Origin of the sequence: Minwuia thermotolerans, from assembly GCF_002924445.1 — a bacterium.
Taxonomy (GTDB): domain Bacteria; phylum Pseudomonadota; class Alphaproteobacteria; order Minwuiales; family Minwuiaceae; genus Minwuia; species Minwuia thermotolerans.
On record NZ_PIGG01000061.1, the window covers coordinates 22010 to 40319 of the forward strand.

The 18310-nt window shown below is 68.4% G+C and carries 14 protein-coding genes; 8 read left to right on the forward strand and 6 right to left on the reverse strand.

The annotated features are described in order from the left end of the window. The first annotated feature begins 70 nt into the window (after positions 1 to 70). From CWC60_RS16910 to CWC60_RS16920, 3 genes are all read left to right on the forward strand, one after another. Positions 71 to 931 carry an SDR family NAD(P)-dependent oxidoreductase gene (locus CWC60_RS16910; RefSeq protein WP_109795102.1) on the forward strand — a complete coding sequence of 287 codons (861 nt, stop codon included), beginning with the start codon at positions 71 to 73 and terminating at the stop codon, positions 929 to 931. 36 nt (positions 932 to 967) lie between these two features. Continuing rightward, complete coding sequence (locus CWC60_RS16915; RefSeq protein WP_109795103.1) at positions 968 to 2155, forward strand: MFS transporter; 1188 nt, start codon at positions 968 to 970, stop codon at positions 2153 to 2155. Positions 2156 to 2245: 90 nt separating this feature from the next. Then, the gene (locus tag CWC60_RS16920; RefSeq protein WP_109795104.1) at positions 2246 to 4345 is read left to right on the forward strand and encodes a 3-hydroxyacyl-CoA dehydrogenase NAD-binding domain-containing protein; all 2100 of its coding nucleotides are present in this window, start codon (positions 2246 to 2248) and stop codon (positions 4343 to 4345) included. 243 nt (positions 4346 to 4588) lie between these two features. Here CWC60_RS16920 and CWC60_RS16925 read toward each other — a convergent pair whose 3' ends face one another. Next, complete coding sequence (locus tag CWC60_RS16925) at positions 4589 to 7246, reverse strand: ribonuclease E/G (RefSeq protein WP_109795105.1); 2658 nt, start codon at positions 7244 to 7246, stop codon at positions 4589 to 4591. 532 nt (positions 7247 to 7778) lie between these two features. Between CWC60_RS16925 and CWC60_RS16930 the strand changes: the two genes are divergently transcribed. The 3 genes from CWC60_RS16930 (at position 7779) to prfB (ending at position 12854) form a co-directional block, all read left to right on the forward strand. Next, complete coding sequence (locus tag CWC60_RS16930; protein ID WP_109795106.1) at positions 7779 to 8978, forward strand: N-acetylmuramoyl-L-alanine amidase; 1200 nt, start codon at positions 7779 to 7781, stop codon at positions 8976 to 8978. 118 nt (positions 8979 to 9096) lie between these two features. Further along, positions 9097 to 11619 (forward strand): penicillin-binding protein 1A, encoded by a 2523-nt coding sequence (locus CWC60_RS16935; RefSeq protein ID WP_109795107.1) that lies wholly within the window; start codon positions 9097 to 9099, stop codon positions 11617 to 11619. Positions 11620 to 11734: 115 nt separating this feature from the next. After that, a protein-coding gene (gene prfB, locus CWC60_RS16940) for a peptide chain release factor 2 (protein ID WP_109795108.1) occupies positions 11735 to 12854 on the forward strand; the annotation gives its coding sequence in 2 pieces (ribosomal slippage) (positions 11735 to 11803 and positions 11805 to 12854; 1119 coding nt in all). A gap of 22 nt (positions 12855 to 12876) precedes the next feature. Here prfB and CWC60_RS16945 read toward each other — a convergent pair. The 4 genes from CWC60_RS16945 to CWC60_RS16960 all read right to left on the reverse strand — a co-directional run bounded on the left by CWC60_RS16945 (position 12877) and on the right by CWC60_RS16960 (position 16171). After that, complete coding sequence (locus CWC60_RS16945) at positions 12877 to 14430, reverse strand: hypothetical protein (RefSeq protein ID WP_109795109.1); 1554 nt, start codon at positions 14428 to 14430, stop codon at positions 12877 to 12879. An 11-nt stretch (positions 14431 to 14441) separates the two neighbouring features. Further along, on the reverse strand, positions 14442 to 14663 hold the full coding sequence (locus CWC60_RS16950) for an acyl-CoA carboxylase biotin carboxyl carrier protein subunit (protein WP_109795110.1): 222 nt from the start codon (positions 14661 to 14663) through the stop codon (positions 14442 to 14444). Between the two features lie 91 nt (positions 14664 to 14754). Next, positions 14755 to 15267, reverse strand: a complete 513-nt coding sequence (locus CWC60_RS16955) for an L-2-amino-thiazoline-4-carboxylic acid hydrolase (protein WP_206419986.1) — start codon at positions 15265 to 15267, stop codon at positions 14755 to 14757. A 55-nt stretch (positions 15268 to 15322) separates the two neighbouring features. Further along, on the reverse strand, positions 15323 to 16171 hold the full coding sequence (locus CWC60_RS16960) for a helix-turn-helix domain-containing protein (protein WP_109795111.1): 849 nt from the start codon (positions 16169 to 16171) through the stop codon (positions 15323 to 15325). Between the two features lie 115 nt (positions 16172 to 16286). Between CWC60_RS16960 and CWC60_RS16965 the strand changes: the two genes are divergently transcribed. Further along, positions 16287 to 17192, forward strand: a complete 906-nt coding sequence (locus CWC60_RS16965) for a fatty acid desaturase (RefSeq protein WP_109795112.1) — start codon at positions 16287 to 16289, stop codon at positions 17190 to 17192. Beyond that, positions 17189 to 17965 carry a phosphate/phosphite/phosphonate ABC transporter substrate-binding protein gene (locus CWC60_RS16970; RefSeq protein ID WP_109796344.1) on the forward strand — a complete coding sequence of 259 codons (777 nt, stop codon included), beginning with the start codon at positions 17189 to 17191 and terminating at the stop codon, positions 17963 to 17965. The genes CWC60_RS16965 and CWC60_RS16970 overlap by 4 nt, the downstream gene beginning before the upstream one ends. Here CWC60_RS16970 and CWC60_RS16975 read toward each other — a convergent pair. Then, complete coding sequence (locus tag CWC60_RS16975; RefSeq protein ID WP_109795114.1) at positions 17955 to 18269, reverse strand: NIPSNAP family protein; 315 nt, start codon at positions 18267 to 18269, stop codon at positions 17955 to 17957. The two genes, CWC60_RS16970 and CWC60_RS16975, sit on opposite strands and share 11 nt — an antisense overlap. Positions 18270 to 18310: the final 41 nt, after the last annotated feature.

The following is an 18310-nucleotide window of genomic DNA, read 5'->3' on the forward strand; positions in this document are numbered from 1 at the left end:
TTTAGTGCCTTCCCAAACCCGCCGCAATTGTGGTCATTGACGGCAAACGCGAACAAGGAGGCGGATCGGGATGAGGGAGATCGAGGACAGGATCGCGTTCGTCACCGGCGGCGCCAGCGGCATCGGCCTGGCGGTGGCGAAGGCCCTGGTGAACCGTGGCGCGCGGGTCATGCTGGCGGACATCGACGCCGACGCGCTGGCGCTGGCGAAGGCGGAGATCGGCCAGGCGGCGGAGGGCGTCGTCTGCGACGTGGCCAGCGCGCAGAGCGTCGAAGAGGCCGCGCAGGCGACCATCGACGCCTTCGGCAAGGTGCATATGGTCTTCAACAACGCCGGCGTCGGCCTGGGCGGCAAGCCGGGCGAGGTCAGCCTGAAGGACTGGCGCTGGATCGTGGACATCAACCTGATGGGCGTGGTCCACGGCGTCGAGACCTTCCTGCCCCTGATCCGCGGGCACGGCGAGGGCGGCCACATCGTCAATACCGCCTCCATGGCCGGCCACTGGGCGAATCCGATGATGGGCCCCTACTGCGCCACCAAATTCGCCGTCGTCGGCTATTCCGAATGTCTCCGCCAGGCGCTTGCGCCCGAAGGCATCGGCGTCTCGGTCCTCTGCCCCGGCTGGGTGAAGACGGCGATCACCGACAGCGGCAAGCGGCGGCCGTCCGGCCCGCCCGCGGGTGCGAGCGTCCTGTCGGGAGCCGAAGCGGTGGGCGGCAACGACTCCTCGACCGTCACCGACCTGATCGCCCACGGCATGCCGCCGGAGGTGCTGGCCGACTGGGTGACGCAGTGCGTCCAGGACAACCGGCTCTATATCTTCAGCCACGCGGTGATGGAGCCGGTGATCGGCATGCGCCACCAGGCGATCAAGGCCGACTATGCCGCCGCCATCGCCAACGAGTCGCTGACGAAGAACCAGACGAGTTGACGTGCTCCACGACCAAGGTTCACGCGGGCTGTGTCCATGACCGCCCCCGACCTTTCGCGCGCCGGCGGCGGGCCGACGGGCTGGTCGGTCCGCCTTTCGCTGTTCTACGGCTGTTTCTTCCTGACCGCCGGCGTGATGATGCCCTGGTTCCCGGTCTATCTCGACGCCCGCGGACTGACGGCGGACCAGATCGGCCTGCTGCTCGCTGTCGGCTTCTGGATCAAGCCGCTGGCGAATCCGCTGGGCAGCCGCTGGGCGGACCTGAGCGGGGAGCGGCGGCGGCCGATCGTGCTTCTGGTCATCTGCGCCGGCGCCGCCTTTGCGCTCTATTCGCAGGCCGACCATTTCGCGCTCTTCCTCGCCATCGCCCTGCTGATGCAGGCGTTCAACTCGCCGGTGCTGCCGCTCGCCGACAACGTCACCATGACGGCGGCCGCGGAGCGCGGCATCGACTACGGGCGTGTCCGTCTATGGGGCTCGATCACCTTCATCGGCGCAGCCTATGGCGCGGGCTGGCTGCTGGAGGGCCGCGACGCGGACGTCATCCTCTGGCTGGTTGTGGGCGGCTTCGTGCTGACCGCCCTGGCTTCCGCGGGCCTGCCCGACATCCGCTTCTCCCGGCCCGAACAGCGCCGGCGCAACCCCTTCGCGCTCCTCGGCCATCCGATGTTCGCCATCTTCCTGCTGGCGACCGGTTTCAACTCGGCCGCCCACGCAGTCCTCTACGGCTTCGGCTCGCTGCACTGGAAGAGCATCGGCCTTTCGGAGGCCGAGATCGGCGTGCTCTGGGCCGTGGGCGTGGTCGCCGAGATCGTGCTCTTCGCCCTGTCTCGGCGGGTGATCGGTCGGATCGGCCCCCTCGCCCTTCTGCTGATCGGCTGCGCCTCGGGCCTGGTGCGCTGGACGCTCACCGCCTGGGCCGAAACGTTCTGGCCGCTGTTCGGGCTGCAGGTGCTGCACGCCTTCACCTTCGGCGCGGCCCATCTGGGGGCCATGCACTTCATTCAGCGGGCCGCGCCGGACGGCATGTCGGCCACAGCGCAGGGCCTCTTCGCCGCCTTCGGCATGGGGCTGTTCATGGGCTTCGGCGCCATCGCCGCGGGTCAGCTCTACGGCGTCTTCGGCGGCCAGGCCTATCTGGCGATGGCCGCGCTGTCGGCAGTCTCGACCGTCGCCGCACTGATCCTGCTCCGGCGCTGGGACGGGCGGCGGCTTAGTCTTTGACGCCCTCCCCCGCCTCGTCTAATCCATGCGGCAAGGGCGGTCCCGCCAGGGACGCCAGCCGCAAATCGGATCGAGAGGGAGGGAGCCGCCATGTCGTCACCGGTGGTGCTGGAGAAACACGGATCGATCGGGGTCATCCTGGTGCAGAATCCGCCGGTCAACGCGCTGAGCCAGGCTGTGCGCCAGGGGCTTGCCGACCGGCTGGCCGAGGCCATCGCCGACGATGACATCAAGGGCGTGGTGCTGGCCGGCGACGGCCGCACCTTCATCGCCGGGGCGGACATCCGCGAGTTCGGCAAGCCGATGCAGGCCCCCGATCTCAACAGCGTCATCCGCGCCTACGAGGAGAGCCCCAAGCCGGTCGTCGCCGCGATCCACGGCACGGCGCTGGGCGGCGGCCTGGAGACGGCCTTCGCCGCCCACTACCGCGTCGCGGTGGCGAAGTCCTTCGTCGGCCTGCCCGAGGTCAAGCTGGGCCTGCTGCCCGGCGCCGGCGGCACCCAGCGCCTGCCGCGCGTGGCAGGTGTGAAGACCGCCCTCGACATGATCACCTCCGGCGACATGGTTCCCGCGCCGAAGGCCAGGGAAGCCGGCATCGTCGACGAGATCGTCGACGACCTGATCCCCGGCGCGGTCGCGTTCGCCGAGAAGCTGGTCGCCGAGGGCGCGCCGCTGAAGGTGATTTCCGCCGGCCGCGGCAAGCTGGACGAGGCCGACCCGGCCATCTTCGACGAATACCGCGCCCAGGTGGCGAAGAAGGCGCGCGGCGTGCTGGCGCCGCAGAACTGCATCGCCGCGGTCGAGGCCGCGGTGAAGGCCTCGAGTTTCGAGGACGGGCTGAAGCGCGAGCGGGAGCTGTTCGCCGAGCTGATGGAGAGCCCGCAGCGCGCCGCCCAGATCCACATCTTCTTCGGCGAGCGCGAGGTCGCCAAGATTCCGGATCTGCCCAAAGGCACCGAGGCAAAGAAGATCGGCAAGGTCGCCATCATCGGCTGCGGCACCATGGGTGGCGGCATCGCCATGAACTTCGCCAATGTCGGCATCCCCGTGACCATCGTCGAAAACGAGCAGGCGGCGCTGGACCGGGGCTTCGGCATCATCCGGAAGAACTACGAGAACTCGGCGAAGCGCGGCCGCTTCCCCATGGACGAAGTCGAGAAGCGCATGGGCCGGCTGACGCCCACCACCAGCTATGACGACATCGCCGACGCCGACATCGTCATCGAGGCCGTCTTCGAGGAAATGGGCCTGAAGAAGGAAATCTTCGCGAAGCTGGACCAGGTGATGAAGCCCGGCGCGGTGCTGGCCACCAACACCTCGACGCTGGACATCGACGAGATCGCATCCGCCACGAAGCGGCCGGAGGACGTCATCGGCACCCACTTCTTCAGCCCGGCCAACGTCATGCGGCTGCTGGAGAATGTCCGCGGCGAGAAGTCGAGCCCGGAGACCATCCAGACCGTCATGGACATGGGCAAGAAGATCGGCAAGGTCGCCGTGCTGGCCGGCAACTGCCACGGCTTCATCGGCAACCGCATGCTGCATCCCTATCGCCGCCAGGCCGAGTTCCTGGTCGAGGAAGGGGCGCAGCCCGAGGACATCGACCGCGTCATCTACGACTTCGGCTTCGCCATGGGCCCGTTCGCCATGGGCGACCTGGCCGGACTGGACGTCGGCTACCGCGTGCGCCAGCACCAGCTCAAGACCTGGCCGCAGGGCAAGCGCTACTCCTCTCTGGGCGACAAGATCGTCGAGATGGGCCGTCACGGCCAGAAGACCGGCGCCGGCTGGTTCCTCTACGAAGAGGGCGACCGCACGCCGAAGCCGGATCCGGTCATCAAGGAACTGATCGAGAAGCATGCGGCCGAAGCCGGGCTCAAGCGCCGCGCGGTCAGCGACGAGGAAATCCTGGAACGCTGCATCTACGCCCTGGTCAACGAGGGCGCGAAGATCCTGGAGGAGGGCATCGCCATCCGGCCGGTCGACATCGACATCACCTATGTCTACGGCTACGCCTTCCCGAAACATCGCGGCGGGCCGATGCACTACGCCGACCATGTCGGCCTGGACAAGGTTCTGGCGCGCATCCGCCATTTCCACGAGATCTCCGGCGAGGACGAGTGGAAGCCGGCGAAGCTGATCGAGGATCTCGTGGCCCAGGGCAAGGGCTTCAAGGACTTCACACGTTGAGCTGCTTCAACCGGCGTTCCGGCCGGTCACGGTCATGCGCCGAATGATCCCCCGCCCGTCCCGCTGAAGCGGGCCACCTTCCCCCTTCGGGAAGGGGGAGGGCCGGGGTGGGGGACGGGCCTGCGCGCCGCGGACCGACTGCCCGGAGGTGGGGGACGGGCCTGCGCGCCGCGGACCGACTGCCCGGAAAGAAAAAGGCCCCGGCGGCGACGCCGGGGCCTTTCTTCGGTCTGGTTCTGCGGTTCAGTTCCGCGGGCGCCGCCGCCACCAGCCGCGCTTGGGCGGTCCGGCGTCGGCCACTTCCTCGGCCGGCTCCGGCTCGTCCTCGTTGGCGGGTTGCGCCACTTCCACGGGCCGGGCGGCATCGACGCTTTCTTCGGTCTTCTCTTCCGCGGCCTGCGCCGGTTCCGGCTCGGCCTCGGTAACGGGCTCGGCACCGGCTGTCTCCCCGGCTTCGGCCGGGGTCCCGTCCGCCGGCGCGGCGGGTTCCTGGTCCGCGTCCGCCCGAGCGTCGGTCTGAACGGCTTCGGGCTCGGACCCGGTGGCCGGACGCGGCGCCGGTTCGGCAGCCTCGGCGGCGGCCGGAACCTCCTCGTTCACCGCCTCTTCCGCCGGCGCTTCCTCGTTCACCGGCTCCTCGGCAGTCGCGGCCGGCTCGGCCTCGTTGTCGTCGGCCGCCGGTTCCTCGCCGCCCGTGGGCTGGATTTCCTCGGCGTCCTCGTCATTCGGCACCGCGGCGGCCATCACGAAGGGCGAATCCTCGCCATCGCTCCTGCGGCCCCGCCGGCGGCGGCCGCCACGGCGGCCCCGGCGACGGCGCTTGCCATCCTCGTCCTCGTCATCGTCGGAGGCGCCGCCTTCGTCGGCTCCGGACTTCGGCTGCGATTCCTCGGCGCGGGTGCTCTCGCCGTCCTTGTCTCTGCTCTCGCCGTCCTTGTCGCCGCTCTCTTCAGGCTGCTGGCCGCCGCCACGGCGGCGACGGCGGGAGGACCGCCGGCGGCGTCCGCCGCGCTCCTCGTCGCCGTCCTGCGCGTCGTCCCCGTCACGCTCCTCCGCCTCGTCGGCCTCTTCGGCCTCCTCGGCTTCGTCCGCTTCTTCGGCCTCCTCGGGCTCGATGGGCTGACGCCAGCTTTCGTCCAGCGCCTCGGCGCCAGGCTCCTTGGCGGTCACCCGCTCGATGCGGAAATCGGGCGCAAGCAGCTCCTCGTCGGCAGCGATCTCGACGCGGAAGCCGTAGCGCTGCTCGATCTCCGCCAGGGCGTGGCGCTTGTTGTTGATCACATAGATCGCGATCGCCGTCGGCATGTTCACCAGGATCTCGGCGGAGCGGTCGCGGATGCCCTCCTCCTCGATGGCCCGCAGGATGTGCAGCGAGGCCGAATCGATCGAGCGCACGCGCCCGCTGCCGCCGCAATGGGGGCAGGTCTCCATGTTGACGTCCTGCACGCCCGGACGGAGCCGCTGGCGCGACATCTCGAGCAGGCCGAAATGACTGATGCGTCCGACCTGGATGCGCGCCCGGTCGACCTTCAGGCATTCCTTGAGCTTGCGCTCGACCGAGCGGTTGTTGCGCTGGTCCTCCATGTCGATGAAGTCGATGACGATCAGCCCGGCCAGATCGCGCAGGCGGAGCTGGCGGGCGACTTCCTCGGCCGCCTCCAGGTTCGTCTTGTAGGCCGTCTCCTCGACGGAGCGGCCGCGCGTCGACTTGCCGGAGTTGACGTCGACGGCCACCAGCGCCTCGGCGGAATCGATCACAATGTAGCCGCCAGACGGCAGGGTGACTTCCTTGGAGTACATGGTGTCGAGCTGCGGCTCGACCTGGTAGCGGTGCAGCAGCGGAATGCGGTCGCGATAGGGCTGCACCCGCTTGGCGTGCGACGGCATGATCCGCTTCATGAAGTCCTTGGCGACGCGGTAGCCCTCTTCGCCCGCCACCAGCACTTCCTCGATCTCCTTGGAATAGAAGTCGCGGATGGCGCGCGTGATCAGCGAGGCTTCCTCGTAGACCAGCGCCGGCGCCGTCGATTGCAGCGTCAGATCCCGGATATCGTCCCAAAGCTTGAGCAGGAACTCGAAGTCACGCCGGATCTCGGATTTCGTGCGCGCGGCGCCGGCGGTGCGCACGATGACGCCCGTACCCTCCGGCACCTCCAGCTCGCCGACGACGCTCTTCAGCTTGCGCCGGTCCTGGGCGTTGGTGATCTTGCGGCTGATGCCGCCGCCGCGGGCGGTGTTGGGCATCAGGACGCAGTAGCGGCCGGCCAGCGAAAGATAGGTGGTCAGCGCGGCGCCCTTGTTGCCGCGCTCCTCCTTGACGACCTGCACCAGGATGATCTGGCGGCGCTTGATCACTTCCTGGATCTTGTAGGGGCGGGAGGAGGAGATGCGCCTTGGCGAGACTTCCTCGTCGACCTCGTCGCCGCCGACGCTCTCGACCGGACCCTCGGCGTCATCCTCGCCATTGCCGTTCTCGGATGCAGGGGCGCGGCCGCCACGGCGGCGGCCCCGGCCGCGGCCACGGCCGCGGCGCTTCGGCTGATCGCCGCCGTCATCCTCGTCGTCGTCGGTTTCGGCGATCTCCGCCTCTTCCTGCTCGGCGACGCGGGCGACCTCCTTGCGCTGCTCGGCCAGCAACGCTTCGCGGTCGGCGATCGGGATCTGGTAGTAGTCGGGATGGATCTCGTTGAACGCCAGGAAACCATGGCGGTTGCCGCCGAACTCCACGAACGCCGCCTGCAGGGACGGTTCGACGCGAGTAACCTTGGCGAGATAGATGTTGCCCTTCAGGGGCTTGCGGCTGCCGACCTCGAAATCGAATTCCTCGAGTCGGTTGCCCTTGACGATGACGACCCGGGTTTCCTCAGGATGGGCCGCATCGATCAGCATGCGCGTGGCCATAAGCCAAATCTCCTAGGCGGCGCGCGTCCGGGCGAGCAACGGGACGGCGGCCGTCATATGTTGTCGCGGAGCTTGCAGGGCCGGGCGCCATTCACCGAACGGTCGCGCCGCATGAATCGGCTGCGCCAGGGCGTGGTCCCTTGCCGTGCGACCCGCCGCCACTAGGCGGCCGGGAAGCCTCGCAGTTTCACTTAAGATTCAATCACCGACCGGTGGCTGTCGAAGAAACGCCTCGACAGGAAGAGCCCTTCCGCGTCTGGACCTTGGGCAGCGAACGACCGTATTCACGCTATCCGAATCAGGCGTTTCGATCGTGGAAATCTCTCCGGCCACCCGAGCTGACTATCCGTAGGGGTTCATCCTTCACCAACGTCCCGCCCCGCCAAACCGGCGGCTGCAGTACGGGCGATTGAAACTCGCGGATCGGACACTAGCAAATTGCGAGTCCATTCAGCAAGCCTCCTCGACGCCCCTTGTGACAATTGCCGCACCCTCCACGATGCGGCCGCGATTCGCCGCTATATTGGCCCCGATGATTCGCCTGCTCGCGATCCTCGCCGCCGTCGTGCTCACGGCCGCGCCCGCCGGCGCCGCCAGCCTCATCAAGGGTGTCCGCACCGGTGAGCATGTCGGTCTGACGCGTGTTGTCGTCGACCTTTCGGGGGAGGCCGAGTGGAACCTGTTCGTGCTCGACGACCCCTTCCGCGTGGTGATCGACATCGAGGACGCGGCCTGGCAGCTGGAGGCCCGGCCCGATCCGCCGCGTGGCCTGATCCGCGACATGCGCTATGGCCGCTTCGCCGCAAATACCGGGCGGCTGGTGCTGGAGACGGAGCTGCCGGTCCTGGCCGAACGCCAGTTCATGCTGGCGCCCGCGGCCGGCCAGGGGCACCGGCTGGTGATCGACCTTCGTCCCGCCAGCGACACCGAGTTCCGGAGCGCCCGGAATGAGGCGGTCGCCCGCCTCACCAGCCCGCCGCCGGCGAGACCCGCCGTCCGCGACCTTGGCGCCGGCGTCCCGCCGCTGCCGCCGCCCCGGCCGGCCACCCGGATGACCGTCGTCGTCGACCCGGGCCATGGCGGCGTCGATCCCGGAGCGCTGGGCGTTCGCGGCACGCACGAGAAGCAGGTCGTACTGGATGTGGGCCGCCGGCTGCGGGACGTCCTGGTCGCGACGGGACGCTACCGCGTTGTGATGACGCGGGAGGACGACCGGTTCATTTCACTGCGCGATCGCGTCGAGATCGCCCGGCGCGCGCGGGCCGACCTGTTCGTCTCGCTGCACGCCGACGCGGCGCCGCGGCGGTCGGTGGGCGGCGCAGGCGTCTACACGCTTTCGGAAACCGCCTCGGACAAGGAAACGGAGGCGCTGGCGCGGCGCGAGAACCAGTCCGATCTGCTGGCCGGCATGGACATCGCCGGCAGCGCGGACGAGGTCACCAACCTGATCCTGATCGATCTGGTCCAGCGCGAGACCATGAACAACTCGGCGCGCTTCGCCCGGGTGGCCGTGGACGAGATCGGCCGCACCATAGAACTGCGCAGCAACCCGCACCGTTTCGCGGGCTTCCGGGTGCTGAAGGCGCCTGACGTGCCCTCCGTGCTTGTGGAGCTGGGTTTCCTCTCCAATCCCGACGAGGAGCGCAAGCTGATCTCCCGCGACTGGCAGGATCGCGTCGCCCGGGCGCTGACGGAAGCGATCGACGCGTATTTCCGCCTGCGACAAAAGTAGTGTTGCCCTTGCCTACCCGGCACCACATTTCAGGGTTAGAACCTGACCCGAACCGGTCGCGGACGAACCGGGGAGCCGAGAAAGCGTCGGGACCGAAGAACGGAGTTGGACCGCGAACATGAGAATCCTGTTCAGGATCCTTGCCTGGCTGTCGGTCCTCGGGGTGATCGGACTGATCACGGCGGCGGGGGCCGGCTACTACGTCTATTGGCATTTCGGCCGCGACCTGCCCGAGCACGACCAACTCGCCAGTTACGAGCCTCCGGTGGCGACACGCGTCTATGCCGGCGACGGCCGGCTGATGGCGGAATACGCGCGCGAACATCGCCTGTTCGTGCCGATCGAGGCGGTGCCGCCGCGGGTCATCCACGCCTTCCTGGCTGCCGAGGACGCGGAATTCTATCAACACCCCGGCGTCGACCTGAAGGCGATCGCCCGCGCCGTGGTCCAGAACATCCGCAACTACGGCAAGGACCGCCGGCCGGTCGGCGCTTCCACGATCACCCAGCAGGTTGCCAAGAACTTCCTGCTGACCAACGAGGTCTCGATCACGCGCAAGATCAAGGAAGCGATCCTGGCGCTGCGCATCGAGCAGGCCTATTCCAAGGACCATATCCTCGAACTCTATCTGAACGAGATCTATCTCGGTCAGGGCGCCTATGGCGTAGCCTCGGCGTCTCTCACCTATTTCGACAAGCCGCTGGACGAGCTGACGGTCGACGAGGCGGCCTTTCTCGCGGCCCTGCCCAAGGCGCCGAACAACTACAATCCGTTCCGCCACAACGAGCGGGCGCGGGCCCGGCGCGACTGGGTGATCGACCGGATGGCGGTCGAGAACATGATCGATCCGCGCACCGCCGACGAGGCCAGGGCGCAGCCGCTGCAGGCCACCCGCCAGCGCGAGGTGGAACTGGTGGAGGCGAGCTGGTTCGCCGAGGAGGTGCGCCGCGAACTGAAGAACCGCTACGGCGATTCCGGGCTCTACTCCGGCGGCCTTTCGGTGCAGGCCACCGTCGAGCCGGCGCTGCAGCGCATCGCCCGGCACGCCCTGCGCGAAGGCCTGGTCGCCTATGACCGCCGCCATGGCTATCGCGGCCCCTTCGGCCGGCTGAGCGAAACGGAGATGGCCGACTGGGCCGGATCGCTGGCCGCCACGGAACGGCCGGTCGGCGCGCCGGATCACTGGGAGATCGCGGTCGTGCTGGAGGCGGGGGCGAACGAAGCGCGCCTCGGCCTCATGGGCGGCGAAAGCATCGTCATGCCGCTGGAGCGGCTGCAATGGGCGCGCGAGCCTCTGTCCGAGGGCAAGACCGGCCCGACGCCGTCGCGGACCTCCGACATTTTCGGCCGCGGCGACCTGGTGCTGATCGGCCCGGATACCGAGGAGCCCGACAAGCCGCAGCTCCGCCAGATCCCGAAGATCAACGGCGCGGTCGTGGCGATGGATCCGCACACCGGCCGCGTGCTGGCGCTGGTCGGCGGCTTTTCCAGCGAACGCTCCGAGTTCAACCGCGCCACCCAGGCGGCGCGCCAGCCCGGCTCCGCCTTCAAGCCCTTCGTCTACGCCGCCGCGCTGGAGAGCGGCTTCACGCCGGCCAGTATCATTCTCGACGCGCCTTTCGTCATCGACCAGGGTGCGGGACAGGGCAAGTGGAAGCCGTCGAACTACTCCAACCGCTTCTACGGTCCGTCGACCCTCAGGCTGGGCATCGAGAAATCACGCAACCTGATGACCGTGCGCCTGGCCCAGACACTCGGCATGGCGACGGTGGCGGACTATGCCGAGCGCTTCGAGATCTACGACGACATGCCGGAGGCCCTGTCCTACGCGCTTGGCGCCGGCGAGACCACGCTGCTCAGGCTGACCACCGCCTACGCCATGCTGGTCAATGGCGGGCGGCAGATCGAGCCGACCCTGATCGACCGCGTACAGGACCGCCGCGGCGCCACGGTCTACAGCCACGACGCGCTGAACTGCGGCGATTGCGGCATCGACAACTGGACCGATGAGGCGGAGCCGCAGCTGGTCGACCGGCGCGAACAGGTGATCCGCCGCAGCACCGCCTATCAGATGGTCTCCCTGCTGGAGGGCGTCGTGAAGCGCGGCACGGGCGTGCGCGTTTCGGCCGTCGGCAAGCCGCTCGCCGGCAAGACCGGAACCACCAACGAAAGCCGCGATACATGGTTCGTCGGCTTCTCGCCCGATCTGGCCCTCGGCGTCTTCGCCGGATTCGACGAACCGGCGCCGCTGGGTGACGGCGAAACCGGCTCCAGCGTGGCCGCGCCGATCTTCCGCGACATCATGGATGCCTGGCTGAAGGACAAGCCGTCGACGCCATTCCGGGTGCCGCCGGACATCCGTCTGGTGCGGATCGATGCGCGCTCCGGCACGCCGGTGTCCGGTTCCGGCAGCGACGTGATCCTGGAAGCCTTCAAGACGGAGGCGGAACAGCGCGCGGTCGCCACCGTGCGCGCCGACACCGGCATGGAGGCCCGCGGCGAGGGCGTGCTGGACGGCATCGGCGCCGATGGCGCGGTCCAGCCTGCCGCCGACCGCGCGCCGAACGGGGCGGATCCGACGCCGGACAAGCTGCCGGTCAAGCGCGACAAGGCCAAGGACCTGGTCGACGGCGTCTACTGACGCGCCGTCGGACGCCGGCGAATCTGCCGCGCAAAACGGGTGGTTTTCATCCACCGTCCTTTTGCTCTAGTTTGCGCCTCCTTCCGATCCAACGGCAACGAATCGCGGGACGAACATGCGCGCCGAAACCGAAAATCTCATCCAGGAAATCAAGCAGTCGCTGGAACTGCTGAGGAGGCGTCTTTGACTGGGAAGACGCCCTTCGCCGACTGGATGAACTGAACGCCCTTTCCGAGGATCCCGACCTCTGGAACGACCCCGACCGCGCCCAGAAGCTGATGCGCGAACGCACGGCGCTGGAACAGGGCATCACGTCCCAGCGCGGCATGGAGCAGGAACTGGAGGATACCTCCGAACTGATCCTGCTGGGTGAGGAAGAAGATGACGCCGCCACGGTGGAAGAAGGCGAAGCTGCGCTCCAGCGGCTGAAGGAGAAGGTCGACAAGCGCGAGCTGGAGGCTCTTCTCTCGGGCGAGGCCGACGCCAATGACAGCTATCTGGAAGTCCATGCCGGCGCCGGCGGCACGGAAAGCCAGGACTGGGCCGAGATGCTTCTGCGCATGTATGTCCGCTGGGCCGAGGCGCATGGCTACAAGGTCGAGTGGATCGAGGAGAGCGGCGGCGAGGAGGCCGGCATCAAGTCGGCCACGGTCCGGGTTTCCGGCCACAACGCCTATGGCTGGCTGAAATCGGAGAGCGGCGTGCACCGCCTGGTGCGTATCTCCCCCTTCGACAGCCAGAGCCGCCGCCATACCAGCTTCGCCTCCGTCGGCGCCTTTCCGGTGATCGACGACGAGATCGAGATCGAGATCGAGGACAAGGACCTGCGGGTCGACACCTACCGCGCCTCCGGCGCCGGCGGTCAGCACGTCAACCGCACGGACTCGGCGGTGCGCATCACCCACGAGCCGACCGGCATCGTGGTGCAGTGCCAGAGCGACCGCAGCCAGCACAAGAACCGCGAAGCGGCGATGAAGATGCTCAAGGCCAGGCTGTACGAGCGGGAACTGCAGATGCGCGAGGCCGAAGAGCAGGCGATGCGCGACGCCCAGTCGGATATCGGCTGGGGCCACCAGATCCGGTCCTACGTCCTGCACCCCTACCAGATGGTCAAGGACCTCCGGACCGGCGAGGAGACGGGCGACACCCAGGGCGTGCTCAACGGCAAGCTCGACCGCTTCATGGAGGCCGCCCTGGCTCACCGCGTGGGCGGCAGCGAAGAAGCCGGCGCCTGAGCGGAGACGGCCGCCGAGTCCTTCAGGAACCTTCCTCGCCGCGCCAGTCGCCCGGCGTGAAACCCAGCGCGGCGACGTCGTCGGCTGGCTGGGTCGCGCCGACAAAGGCCAGGCCGTCCGGCGCAACCATCGCCACCCTACCGTCGTCCAGCCGGTAGACGTCGTAGCAGTATCGGTTGGCGTTCAGCCGGGGCGAGCCGATGATGCAGAAGCCGTCATCCTCGACGCGCCATTCGGAGCGGATCGTGTTGCCGGTCAGGTAGCTGCCCGGGAACCATTGCAGCAGGCCACCGCCGGGTTCCGCCAGCAGACCCCACCAGCCGCGCGGGCCCGCGGCGGGAAAGGCGGCGCGGCCGTCGAAGAACCGCCGCAGTTCGGCGTCCTCCATGCGCTCGCCACCGCGGGCGATGACGTGCTCGCGGGTGGCGACCATGCCATCGTTCTCGAGCGACAGCGGATCGGTGCAGCTCTCGAAGGCGACCGGGATGCCCTCCAGAAAGTCCCGCACGCAGCGCGCATAGAGACCGTCGAAAGCGCGGTGCCAGGTGGCGCCGTGGCCGGCCAGGTCGGGCGGCCGGTCGAGCACGAAGATGCTCTCTCCGACCCGGTCGCCATGCAGTTCGCCGATCGCCTCGGCACGGCCGCCGGGATCGTACTGATCGCCCCGGAAGAAGCCGAAGAACAGGCGGTAGCGGCCGAGCGGCGCGATCAGTTCCCTGAAGTCGGCGTCGCTGTCCGCGTAGCGCGGATTGGTTCGGCCGTCCCAGGTTTCAGCGCGGCCGTGGGCGGCCGGCACCATGATGAAGGCGCCGTCGATGGCGAGATCGCTGGCCTGGGCCGCGCCCAGGATCTGCCAGGCGCCTCGGGACTGACCGTTGAGATAGACCCGGGCGTAGCCGCGGCGGCGCATCTCGCGGACCGTCTCGGCGATCCGGGCGTTGATCTCGGCCTCGTTGTCGATGCCGTAGTCGTAGTGCGCGATGTTGAGACGATAGGTGTCCCAGCCCTCCTTGTTCGTCTGGCGCAGGAAAAAGGGTGCGCGCTCATGGTCGAGGGAGGGGGGATAACGGTCGCCGCCGAACCCGGGGATGTGGACGATCACGCCTCTGGCGCGTTCCGGTCCGATGTTGTCGTGCTTCCATGGCACGATCAGGCGGGAACGGACTCCGGTCTCGAAGACCTCCGGCCCCGGCCAGATCTTGCGGTCGCGGATCGAGTGCACCAGGCAGTCGCCCTTGTGGCCGAAGCGGCGGCAGACCTCCTGCACCTGGGCGACGTATTCGCGGTCCGTGCCGTCGCAGCCGGGTCCGCTGCAGCGCCAGTAGGTGGCGTAGCCCCCATCGGGGGCGACCACGAAGGCCAGCGGCCAGGGTTCCTCCCGGTATCGCGCCAGCTTGCGCTTGACGCCGAGCGACAGCGTCGGCGGGTAGCCATCGGCAAGCGCCGGTCTGGCGCGCGAGACCAGGGTCTGGCTGACGTCCTGCTGGGCCGCGGACTGTTCGGCGGCGCAGGCATGAGCGACAGTGAGAAGCGCCAGCGCGGCAAGCGCCCGCAGCGTCAGACGAATGCTATGCAAGTGGCTCCTCGTCAGGTTTCCATCCTGGCGATGGTCTGTCCTTCGGCGACGGCTTCGTCCTTGGCGACCAGGATCTCGGTGACCTTGCCGGCCGCCGGCGCACCCACCGGGATCTCCATCTTCATGGATTCCAGGATCACCACAGGATCGTCCTCGTCGACCGACTGGCCCACTTCGGCCTCGATCTGCCAGACCTTGCCCGCGATTTCCGATTTGATCTCGATCTCAGCCATCCGGCTCCCTCCCCTGGCGAATTCCAGCGGCGCAAACTAGTGCCTCGGAAAGCGTTCCGCCAGCCCGTTCGAACTACCGCGAATTGGTTAATCAATCCTTGGCTGGCGGCGGAAAGCGAAAGCGGAAATCGCAATGGCCGGCGCCGGAAAGGATCGTCTGGCTGCGCGTCAGGCTCGCTTCGGCGTTGAATCCCTCGGCGAAAGCGAAGTCGCGGTTGCAAGACAGGATCGCGCCGAGTTCGGGGATGCCCAGGGCGCGGTAGAGTTCGGCGTAGCGGCAGCGCGTGACGTTGAAGTCGAGCTTCTCCGGCGTCTGTTCGAGGACTTCGATCTCCAGCGCGCCGTCCTGACGCCAGTACTTCATCGATTCCAGGAAGGTCGCCGGATCGTCGCCGCCCATGGCCTCGGCCAGCTCGCCGCCCTGCGCCTTCGCCAGTCGCACCACCGTGTCGCGAACCACCTCCAGCACCCGTTCGCGGCCGAATTCCTCGGCCAGCGCCTCGATCAGCGGCGCGACGATGCGGGCCTCGGTCTCGCGCCGCGTCAGCACGCCGATGCGCTGGGTCAGGGTGTCGGCGGGGGCTTCGGACTCTTCCTCGCTCACGGTCTCTCTCCGATCCTGGGCATGGGCTGGTCCCATGATAGGCGGCGGAGAGCGCTCAGGCCACCCGCGGCGCCAGCGCCGCGACCCAGGCGGCGGCTTCATGCGGATTGACGGTGGCGCGGCGGATCAGGCGGTCGAAATGCTGGGTCAGGGCCTGAATCTGGTCGGTGCCGTAGAGCACCAGGTACATGTCGCCCACATAGACCGCCGCCCGCTGCGGGCCGAATACCGTGTAGGGGGCGGAGAAGGCCTGCTGCTCGTCATAGAGGAACAGGCGGAAGGTCGGATAGAGTTCGGCCAGCAGATCCGCCATCTGCCGCACCTGCTCCAGACGCTGTGCTGGCGGCAGCTGCCGCCAGCGCCCCTCCCCCAGGGCGAAGGATTCCAGCCGCTGCAGCGGCATGCACGCTTCCATGTCCGTCTCGGGAAGGCGGCTGTAGGCGAGCCGGCGCCCCGCCTCCCGGATCAGGGTCGAGGGCCGCGGTCCGCCGTCACGGCCATGTTCGAACCGGATCACGTCGTCAGTACGCAACAGGTCCGGCAGGGAAGCGGGCACATAACGGATCTTGTAGCCGGCGGCCTCCCGGTGCCATTCGGCCAGACGCGTGTCGTCGGCGCTGGCGGCCCGTTCCTCGATCTCCAGCGTCGGCGCCACCTCCGCGGCCGTCCGGTCGTCCTGGCTCAGGCCCAGCAGCCAGTCGAGACTGACATGATGCTGCTGGGCGATGCTGGTTAGCGTCTCCGCCCGCGGCAGGCGCGTCGAACGGCCCGACAGCAGCTGGCTGAGCGCCGAGCGGTCGAGCCCGACCGACTGGGCGAACCTGGCGTTGGAGCCCTGGAAACGGCTCAGCACCTGCTCCAGCCGTTCGCGGAAGATCGCACCCAGTTCCCGCTTGTCGCGCACTCGACGCCTCCATTCGGTGATAATTCACAACAAAAGGAGATTTGCAGCGCAGAATCAACATTTGTGATGCATAGGCGCGCTATTCACGACGCACGCGCTGGTGTTCCATCGCGCCATGACGACATCGAGATGGACGACGCTCCGACCGGAATGGCCCACGGTCGGACTGATCATTCTGTGCACGTCGGCCTGGGCGGCCGGCGTCTGGGCCATCGGACATTGGGAGACGTGGTGGCTGCTGCCCTTGCTGGCGTTGCCGGTCGCGCTGCATTCGTCGCTGCAGCACGAGGCGATTCACGGCCACCCGACACGGAGCCGCGGTATCAACGAGGCGCTGGTCTTTCCCGCCGTCGGGCTGTTCCTGCCCTATCGGCGGTTTCGCGCCCTGCATCTGCGCCACCATCGCGCGCCGGACCTGACCGAACCGCTGGGCGATCCCGAAAGCCCCTATGTGACGCCGGACCGATGGGCCGCCCTGCCCCGCTGGCGGCGCGTGCTGCTGACCGTCAACAACACCCTCGCAGGCCGGCTCGTGCTGGGGCCGCCGCTGTCGCTCGTGCGGCTCGTCGCCGACGACCTGGCGGCCTGGCGTACCGGCCGCGGGGACATCGCCCGCGACTGGATGCTGCACCTGCCGGCGCTTGCGCCGGTGCTGATCTGGCTCTGGTTCAGCGGCGTGCCGCTCTGGCTCTACGCCCTGCTGGCGGCCTGGCCGGGCATGGCGGTGCTGTCGGTGCGCACCTTCGCCGAGCACCGCCGGGTGGCAGACCGGGCGGGGCGCACTGCTGTGGTTGAACGCGGCGGTTGGCTCGGGCTGATCTTTCTCAACAACCACCTGCACGCGGCGCATCACCGCTTTCCCTTTGCGCCCTGGTACCGCTTGCCGGCGCTCTGCCGGCGGATGCAGGATCAGGGCATGATTACGGGCGACCGTTTCCGCAGTTATGGCGAGATATTCCGGCGCTACGCTTTCCGCGTGCGCGAGCCCGTGGCGGACCCGCTGGCGCGGCTAGGCCGGTGATCGCCGCGCTGCCCATGTACGACTGGCCGGTGCTGCAGCCGGCCAATGACCGCTTCTGGCGGACCCTCGTGGAACGCCTTCGGGACGCCGGCATCGACGCGCCCGGGGAACTGAACCGGCACGACAATCATGCGGCGCTCCGGGGGCGGGACGACCTGCTGCTCGCCCAGACCTGCGGCCTGCCCTTCAATACCCGGCTGAAGGACCGCGTGCGCTACGTCGCGACGCCGGTCCACGCGATGGAAGGCTGCCGCGAGGCACGCTATTCGAGCGCCATCGTCACCCGCCGGGGCTTCGATCCGGACCGGCGAACGCCCGAAGCGCTCCGCGGCTTGCGGCTCGCCGTCAACGGCACGGATTCCTGGTCCGGCTACGAGGTCGTGAAGCGCTGGTTCGCCGCCGGCGGCACACCGATGCCGGCGCCGCATCTGGTCAGCGGCGGGCATCTCCGGTCGATGCAGGCGGTCGCCGAGGGACAGGCGGACGTCGCCGCGATCGACGCCATCGCCCTCGGCCTGGCAAGGAACCATCTGCCCGAACTCGCCGGCCATCTGCAGGTCATCGGCTGGACCGAATCGCGGCCCGCGCCACCTTTCGTCACCGCCGGGCCGGCTGATGACGAGACCGTCGCCGCACTCCGGACCGCGCTGCACGACGCCCTCGCGACCGAACCCGGAATCCGCGAAGCGCTCGGGCTTCGCAGCGTCGCCGTGCTGGCGGCCGACGCCTACGCGGCCATGATCCCCGCCGAGTCCCGGACGGCTATTTCATGAAGGGCGCAGCGACCATCACCTGATTGCGCTGGGCGACGAGGTTGCCGGCCTCGCGCGACTTCTTGAGGAAGACATGCCAGTCGGGGTCGGCCTGCATGGCGGCCCGCTTCTTCTCCCGGTCGGCCTGGCTCTCATAGGCCCAGACATGGGTGTAGGTGTTCAGTTCGCCGACCTCGGAGAAGCCGTACATCACCGGCTGACCCAGATGCTTCGTCTGCGGCGCGAGGCCGTGTTCCTCATAGAGCTTGAGCTGCGCCGGCACGGTGCCCGGTTTGCAGGTATAGACGCGAACGTCGTAGATCATGGTGGCCCCCCTGATTATGTTGGCCGCCGCATTTGACCGGA